Origin of the sequence: Mariniflexile gromovii (genome assembly GCF_017814435.1) — a bacterium.
Classification (GTDB): domain Bacteria; phylum Bacteroidota; class Bacteroidia; order Flavobacteriales; family Flavobacteriaceae; genus Mariniflexile; species Mariniflexile gromovii.
Genome location: NZ_JAGJCB010000017.1, coordinates 74,873 through 80,943 on the forward strand (window position 1 = coordinate 74,873; position 6,071 = coordinate 80,943).

Consider the following 6,071-nt stretch of genomic DNA (forward strand, 5'->3'; position numbering starts at 1 on the left):
ATGAATTTAAACCTAACAAAACCCATCTGTTTTTTCGATTTAGAAACAACAGGTGTCAACATAACAACCGATAGAATAGTTGAAATAGCTGTTTTAAAAGTATATCCTAACGGAAAAGAGGAAAGTAAAACCTGGTTGGTAAATCCAGAAATGACGATTCCTGCCGATGTTATTGCCATTCACGGTATAAGCAATGAAGATGTAGCCGATAAACCAACCTTTAAGGAGGTGGCAAAAGACATTTACAATATGATTAAAGATTCCGATTTAGGAGGTTTTAACTCTAACAGGTTTGATATTCCTTTATTGGCTGAAGAACTGTTGCGTGCTGAGGTAGATTTTGATATGAAAAACCGCGTAGCGGTTGATGTACAGACTATTTTCCATAAAATGGAACAGCGTACTTTAAGCGCCGCCTATAAGTTTTATTGTAATACAGAATTGGAAGGTGCCCATGGAGCAGAAGCAGATACCAGAGCAACTTATGAGGTGTTGAAAGCGCAAATAGCTAAATACGACGAAATAGAAAATGACACCAAGTTTTTGGCAGAATTCAGTTCTAGAAAGCAGTTTGCAGATTTTGCTGGCTTTATTGTTTACAATAAAAAAGGGGAAGAATGTTTTTCTTTCGGAAAACATAAAGGAAAATTAGTAACCGAAGTTTTGGAAAGCGAACCCGGGTATTTTGGCTGGTTGTTAAATGCCGATTTTCCATTATACACCAAAAAGGTATTAACGGCCATTAAGCTAAGAAGTTTTAATAATAAGTTAGGGTAGTTTGTCATTCCTGCGAAAGCAGGAATCCATAAATAAAAGTAATAATTAAATAGATTCCTGCTTTCGCAGGAATGACAAAAAGTATGAAAATCATCTGCATAGGTAGAAATTACACCGAACATATTAAAGAATTAGAAAACGAAAAACCAACAGATCCGGTGGTGTTTTTAAAACCAGATACGTCTATTCTGCTAAAAAAACAACCGTTTTTCATTCCCGATTTTTCAAACGATGTGCATTATGAAGTTGAGGTTTTGGTTAAAATAAATAGGATAGGGAAGCATATTGATAAAAAATTTGCCCATAAATATTATGATGAAATTGGTTTGGGAATCGATTTTACTGCCCGCGATTTGCAAAGCGAATTAAAAGCAAAAGGATTGCCTTGGGAAAAAGCAAAATCGTTTGATGGTGCAGCGGTAGTTGGAAAATGGTTGCCGGTTTCAGATTTTAAAAATGTAAATGCAATTCAATTTTCCTTAAAAAAAAATGATAATATTGTACAATTAGGAAATACAAGCCACATGCTTTGGAAAATTGATGAATTAATAGAATATGTGTCAAAATATTTCACATTAAAGATAGGAGATATTATATTTACAGGTACACCAGCAGGAGTTGGGAACGTAGTTGCAAATGATAAACTCAAAGGATTTATAGAAGATAAAGAACTATTTTCAATAACAATTAAATAAAATGGAACAACATTACAAGTTATTTAGAGTACGTGAGTTAGCAGATAACGATGAAGATTTTATCGCAACATTAGCCGAAGCCTTTTTGGAAGAAGTGCCAGAAGATGCTGAACGTTTAAAAAAAGCAGTAGCGGCAAAAGATTATCATGAGGCATACCAAGCGGCACATAAAATGAAACCCACCATAGATTTATTCGAATTAGGTGTGCTTGATATTTTAATTGAAGTGCAAGATTGGGGTAAATTTGAAAAGAGGGATTTAGATATATCTTCTCAATTGGAAATCGTGCTTTCTGCTGTTGAAAATGCGGTTGCCGAGTTAAAGTCAGATTTTAATTTATAAATGTTAGCAGAAATAATCACTATTGGAGATGAACTTCTTATTGGTCAAGTTATTGATACCAATTCTGCATTTATAGCAAAGCATCTCAATAAAATTGGGGTGTCGGTATATCAAATAACATCCGTTCAAGACGATAAAGCGCATATACTTAAAGCCTTAAAAGATGCCGAAAGCAATGTAGATATCATCATTCTTACAGGTGGTTTAGGGCCAACAAAAGACGATATTACCAAAAAAACCATTGCCGAATATTTTAATGATACGCTAGTTCGCGACGATTCTGTATTAAAAAATATCGAAGAACTTTGGAAACATTACACAGGTGGTTTGCTGCTTCAGGTGAATAGAGACCAAGCACTTGTGCCTTCAAAATCAAAAGTACTCATGAACAAGTTGGGTACAGCGCCAGGGATGTGGATGGAAAAAGACAATAAAGTATTTATTTCCCTTCCAGGTGTACCTTATGAAATGAATGCCTTAATTGAAGAATCGGTTATTCCAAAGTTAAAAGAAAAATACAATTGCCCTTATATTTTACACAAAACCTTATTGGTATATGGTATAGGCGAAAGTGCGTTGGCAGAACGTATTGAGGCTTGGGAAGATGCTTTGCCAACACACATTAAATTAGCTTATTTACCAAGTTTAGGTATGATGAGGTTGCGTTTATCTTCAAAAGGTTTTAATGTAAAAGAGGTTCAAGATGGTGTTCAAAAAGAAATAGATAAAGTGCTTCCATTAATAAAAGAAGAGTTTGCAGGTTTTGAAGAAGAAGAAGGCTCGGTAGAAATTGTTATAGCCAAGCAATTAAGTAAACAGGGAAAAACATTAGCAATTGCCGAAAGTTGTACGGGCGGTATGATTGCTGAACAATTTACAACCCACCCAGGCGCTTCAGCTTATTTTAAAGGCGGTGTTGTAACCTATTCAACCGAATCGAAAATGAACGTTTTAGGAGTTTCTAAAACAGATATTGAAACGTTTTCGGTGGTAAGTTCACAGGTTGTAGAGTCTATGGCTAGTAATGCGATGCGATTATTTCAATCTGATTACGCTGTTGCAACAACAGGAAATGCAGGTCCAACTAAAGGCGATTCAGAAGCTGAGGTGGGTACCGTTTATATCGCTATTGCTACAAAAAACGGGGTGTATTCCCAAAAATTCATGTTAGGAAATCATCGTATAAAAGTCATAAATAAGGCGGTAAATAAGGCCTTGGAAATGCTTCTGAAAGAAATTTTTAAAAATTGATAAAAAATAGATTGTTGTAATGCAAAGAATTTGTATATTTGCACCTCGATTTTAAGCAACAAAAGAATTTTAAAGTTATAAATAATGTCAAGAGTTTGTGAACTTACAGGTAAGAAGGCAATGGTTGGAAACAACGTGTCTCATGCAATGAATAAAACTAAACGCAAATTTAATGCGAATTTAGTAAAGAAACGTTTTTACATTCCAGAAGAAGACAGCTGGATAACTTTAAAAGTTTCTACATCTGCTTTAAAAACTATCAACAAAATAGGTATTACTGCAGCAATTAAGGATGCAAAATCTAAAGGATTTTTAAAATAATAGCTGTATTTAATAAGTAAAAAAAATGGCAAAGAAAGGTAATAGAATACAAGTAATTTTAGAGTGTACTGAGCACAAAGAGTCTGGACAACCAGGAACTTCACGTTACGTTACTAAAAAAAATAAAAAGAATACGCCTGATAGAATGGAAATTAAAAAATTCAACCCTATCCTTAAGCGTATGACAGTTCATAAAGAGATAAAATAATAAGTCATGGCAAAGAAAACAGTAGCATCGTTACAAACATCTTCAAAAAGATTAACTAAAGCGATTAAAATGGTAAAATCACCTAAAACAGGTGCTTACATGTTTGTTGAATCAATCATGTCTCCAGAATTTGCAGACGACTTTTTCAACAAAAAGTAAAAAAAAGCTTTTTAAAATATACAAAGCTGCTTTCTTTATGGGAAGCAGCTTTTTTATGTTTATATTTGACTTGAAAAGAAGCTTCTCAAAATTTTATTTTGAGGAATCCTTTGAAATTGTCATTCCCGTGTATGCGGGAACCCTCTGCCATATTAGCAGTGTAAATTATTGGTAAGACTTTTGACATAGGTATTTGGGCGTTACCCTGTGGGGTCGGGCTTTCGGCAGTCGCTCTCTGCGAGGAGCTCCAACAATTGCCTCAATCCCTAACGCAAAGAATAGCGCATCAACAAATAAACAATTCAACGAATAAACGATAGTAATGAGTTTTTTTAAAAAAATATTTTCCTCAGAAAAAAAGGAAACCCTCGATAAAGGTTTAGAAAAAACCAAAACCACTTTTTTTGGTAAATTAAGTAAAGCCGTAGCAGGAAAATCCAAAGTAGACGATGAGGTTTTAGATAATCTTGAAGAAGTTCTAGTGTCTAGTGACGTAGGTGTTAACACCACCCTTAAAATTATCGAGCGTATTGAAGCGAGAGTTTCAAAAGATAAATATTTAGGAACAGAAGAACTTAATACCATTCTTCGCGAAGAAATAGCTGGTTTGTTGAGTGAAACCAATACAGGTAACGATTCAGAATTCACCATTCCGCAAGATAAAAAACCGTACGTTATTATGGTTGTAGGTGTTAATGGCGTTGGTAAAACTACTACCATTGGCAAATTGGCATATCAATTTAAAAAACAAGGATTAAACGTGGTTTTAGGTGCAGCAGATACCTTTAGAGCAGCAGCCATCGATCAACTACAGGTATGGGCAGATCGCGTAGGAGTGCCGTTGGTAAAACAATCTATGGGTAGCGACCCTGCTTCTGTGGCGTTCGATACCTTAAAAAGTGCCGTAACTCAAAATGCCGATGTGGTTATTATCGATACCGCGGGACGTTTGCACAACAAAGTAAACTTAATGAATGAGTTGACCAAAGTAAAACGCGTAATGCAAAAAGTGGTTGATAACACACCCAACGATGTTTTGTTAGTGCTAGATGGATCAACAGGTCAAAACGCATTCGAGCAAGCCAAACAATTTACAGCCGCTACCGAAGTAACATCATTAGCAGTTACCAAATTAGATGGTACTGCCAAAGGCGGTGTGGTAATTGGTATTTCAGACCAGTTTAAAATTCCAGTAAAATATATTGGTGTAGGCGAAGGTATCGAAGACTTACAAGTTTTTAATAAGTTCGAGTTTGTAGATTCGTTTTTTAAGTAAATGTTAGGTATACCTCGAAAGGAGGGATTCTTGCTTTATTTAATCAATGCGTTTAACTTTTCCCATAAATCATTATCAAAAGTAGACACTGCAAAATTTTCACCATCGCCAGCATCTCCCATTCTAATTATCACCAATTTTTTACTAGGCACAATATGAATTTTTTGGTCGTTTTTACCCAAAGCAGCATACATATCGGCTGGGGCATTCGGGATTAATTCACCATTAAATTGAAGTTGACTTTGTGGTAAATGGTAACTCGATTTTCCGTTTAGCCACCATAAATACCCATAAGCTTTATTTATGTCTTGTGAGGTATTGGTAGCTTCATTTAAAAATGCTTCCGGTACAATTTGTGTGTTTTTCCATGTTCCTTTTGCAGAAATCATTAAGCCAAATCGTGCCATACTTCGGGTGTTGCTCCAAAAAACGCTCAAATCACTTAAATCTGTCCATAGTCCTGTCATCCCTATTTTTTCTTTAAGTTTAGTATTAAAATAATTATCCCATGTTTGGTTACTAGCCGCAGCAACTACATCTTGCACTTTTACATATACATTGTGGTATGCCCATCGTGTACCGGCATCGGCAACATATTGAAGGTTCGCAGGTGATACATCATCGCCTAAACTATCATCTAAACCAGAATTCATCGATAATAAATGTTTGCATGTAATTAGGTTTTCTTTATCGGTTGAGACACTCGTCCAACCTGTTCCTAAATAATCAGAAACTTTATTGTTTATATTTATTAAGCCTTCTTCTTGTGCAATGCCAGATACCGCGGTAGTTAACGTTTTTCCGGCACTTGCCCAATACCACGAAGCTGTTTTGCTATGTCCGTTAAAATAATCTTCCCGAACAATTCTACCATTATAAAGTATCATGAAACTTTTGGTGTTTTTTTCTTCTAAATAAATGTCCCGTCCTGCAATAGCGATACACTCAAACCTTAGTGTAATGAAAACACCAGAAAACAGTGGGTATGTAAAGCGTACTCAAAAAGATTATTCGATTTCTTTTAAGCTTCAGGTTGTTCAA

General features: G+C 35.3%; 9 protein-coding genes. 8 read left to right on the forward strand and 1 reads right to left on the reverse strand.

Features of this window, described 5'->3' with window-relative positions; genetic code table 11:
* The 8 genes from J8H85_RS15045 to ftsY all read left to right on the forward strand — a co-directional run bounded on the left by J8H85_RS15045 (position 1) and on the right by ftsY (position 5,030).
* Positions 1 to 777: a 3'-5' exonuclease gene (locus J8H85_RS15045; protein ID WP_209656034.1), complete on the forward strand. Its 777-nt coding sequence runs from the start codon at positions 1 to 3 to the stop codon at positions 775 to 777.
* Between the two features lie 83 nt (positions 778 to 860).
* Positions 861 to 1,472 carry a fumarylacetoacetate hydrolase family protein gene (locus tag J8H85_RS15050; protein WP_209656035.1) on the forward strand — a complete coding sequence of 204 codons (612 nt, stop codon included), beginning with the start codon at positions 861 to 863 and terminating at the stop codon, positions 1,470 to 1,472.
* Between the two features lies 1 nt (position 1,473).
* Positions 1,474 to 1,815: an Hpt domain-containing protein gene (locus J8H85_RS15055; protein WP_209656036.1), complete on the forward strand. Its 342-nt coding sequence runs from the start codon at positions 1,474 to 1,476 to the stop codon at positions 1,813 to 1,815.
* Positions 1,816 to 3,066, forward strand: a complete 1,251-nt coding sequence (locus tag J8H85_RS15060) for a competence/damage-inducible protein A (RefSeq protein WP_209656037.1) — start codon at positions 1,816 to 1,818, stop codon at positions 3,064 to 3,066.
* A gap of 84 nt (positions 3,067 to 3,150) precedes the next feature.
* Positions 3,151 to 3,387: a 50S ribosomal protein L28 gene (gene rpmB, locus J8H85_RS15065; RefSeq protein ID WP_111309066.1), complete on the forward strand. Its 237-nt coding sequence runs from the start codon at positions 3,151 to 3,153 to the stop codon at positions 3,385 to 3,387.
* 25 nt (positions 3,388 to 3,412) lie between these two features.
* On the forward strand, positions 3,413 to 3,595 hold the full coding sequence (gene rpmG / locus J8H85_RS15070; RefSeq protein ID WP_132218687.1) for a 50S ribosomal protein L33: 183 nt from the start codon (positions 3,413 to 3,415) through the stop codon (positions 3,593 to 3,595).
* A 6-nt stretch (positions 3,596 to 3,601) separates the two neighbouring features.
* Positions 3,602 to 3,754, forward strand: coding sequence for a DUF4295 domain-containing protein (locus tag J8H85_RS15075; RefSeq protein WP_117176235.1), 153 nt, complete (start codon positions 3,602 to 3,604; stop codon positions 3,752 to 3,754).
* A 322-nt stretch (positions 3,755 to 4,076) separates the two neighbouring features.
* Positions 4,077 to 5,030, forward strand: coding sequence for a signal recognition particle-docking protein FtsY (gene ftsY, locus J8H85_RS15080; protein WP_209656038.1), 954 nt, complete (start codon positions 4,077 to 4,079; stop codon positions 5,028 to 5,030).
* Between the two features lie 35 nt (positions 5,031 to 5,065).
* On the opposite strand, the gene J8H85_RS15085 is transcribed toward ftsY, so the two are convergent.
* Positions 5,066 to 5,992, reverse strand: coding sequence for a serine hydrolase domain-containing protein (locus J8H85_RS15085; protein WP_317195016.1), 927 nt, complete (start codon positions 5,990 to 5,992; stop codon positions 5,066 to 5,068).
* Positions 5,993 to 6,071: the final 79 nt, after the last annotated feature.

Coding starts and splice junctions, on each gene's coding strand:
- J8H85_RS15050 (WP_209656035.1), top strand. CDS start 861: ATGAAAATCATCTGCATAGGTAGAAATTACACCGAACATATTAAAGAA.
- rpmG (WP_132218687.1), top strand. CDS start 3,413: ATGGCAAAGAAAGGTAATAGAATACAAGTAATTTTAGAGTGTACTGAG.
- J8H85_RS15060 (WP_209656037.1), top strand. CDS start 1,816: ATGTTAGCAGAAATAATCACTATTGGAGATGAACTTCTTATTGGTCAA.
- ftsY (WP_209656038.1), top strand. CDS start 4,077: ATGAGTTTTTTTAAAAAAATATTTTCCTCAGAAAAAAAGGAAACCCTC.
- J8H85_RS15075 (WP_117176235.1), top strand. CDS start 3,602: ATGGCAAAGAAAACAGTAGCATCGTTACAAACATCTTCAAAAAGATTA.
- rpmB (WP_111309066.1), top strand. CDS start 3,151: ATGTCAAGAGTTTGTGAACTTACAGGTAAGAAGGCAATGGTTGGAAAC.
- J8H85_RS15045 (WP_209656034.1), top strand. CDS start 1: ATGAATTTAAACCTAACAAAACCCATCTGTTTTTTCGATTTAGAAACA.
- J8H85_RS15055 (WP_209656036.1), top strand. CDS start 1,474: ATGGAACAACATTACAAGTTATTTAGAGTACGTGAGTTAGCAGATAAC.